Annotated in this window: 1 protein-coding gene; it reads right to left on the bottom strand. The window is 58.7% G+C overall.

What is annotated here, in order from left to right; translation table 11 throughout:
- Nucleotides 1-968, bottom strand: a 968-nt coding sequence (locus tag KO516_RS22075) for an IS110 family transposase (protein ID WP_216005950.1), incomplete at its 3' end; no start/stop codon positions are given.
- Nucleotides 969-1,065 lie beyond the last annotated feature (97 nt).

Here is a 1,065-nt window from a genome sequence, read left to right as displayed (position 1 = left end):
ATTTTATATGACGACGGACAGGCCAGCGCAATGGCGACCAGTATGAGGGGTTTGCGGTGCAGTAGGCGTGCCAGCCATGATCCCTCTGGGATCGACTTTCGGGCCAATACTGTCAGGCGTGACATGGCCCCTATGATCAGTAGATATCGGATGTCGGTCTGGCCGGCTTTCGAGATACGTCCTAGGCGTTCCTTACCGCCAGAGGTGTATTGGCGCGGAACGAGGCCGAGCCAGGCCGCAAAATCTCGCCCGCGCTTGAAGCTGTCCATGGGCGGAGCGAAGGCGCTGATGGCCAACGCGGTCTGCGGCCCCACGCCGGGCATCGTCTGCAGCCGCCGCGCTGCATCAGTTGTCTCGGCAAGACTCCGAGCCTTAGCTGTCTTGGCTTCGATCCGGGTTGTCTGCTCGGATATCTGTTCAAGCAAATCATGGCACTCATCCCGCACCAGCGCGGGCAAGTCGCTGGCAGGATCGTTGAGGACAGCTTCGATACGCTTGAGGCGGGCGATGCCTTTTGGAAAGACATGGCCATATTCATAGAGTACTGAACGCAGGGTGTTCACGAGTTCGGTGCGCTGATGAAGAAGCCGCTCACGCGCACGGAAAAGTACCGCGCAGGCTTGCTGATCTTCCGACTTCGGCTCGACAAACCGCATCTCGGGGCGCTGTGCCGCGACGATGATCGCCTCAGCGTCAGCAGCATCGTTTTTCTGACGCTTCACGAAAGGCCGCACATATTGCGGCGCGATTAGCCGGACCTCATGCTCAAGCTTGACCATCTCTCGCGCCCAATAGCTCGCGCTGCCACAAGCCTCCATCACCACGACCGCAGGTTCGTGCTTCGGCATGAACTGTCTAAACTGGACCCGAGTCACCTTCTTTCGAAACTTCAAGTGTCCGGCCATGCTGGCCCCGTGAAGCTGGAAGACGCTCTTTGCCAGATCCACCCCGATCATTGTATCTTTCATTCGCCGTCCTCTCCTTTGCGTGGCCTTGAACACCACGACTTTGGCACATTGCGTTGCCGTCTGGGGAGGGCGGCAACCATCCCATCTTCTGGAGCTT

The organism is Citreicella sp. C3M06 (genome assembly GCF_018860705.1).
In the GTDB taxonomy this organism is placed as follows: Bacteria; Pseudomonadota; Alphaproteobacteria; order Rhodobacterales; family Rhodobacteraceae; genus Salipiger.
This window is presented reverse-complemented; position numbering and strand designations above follow the sequence as displayed.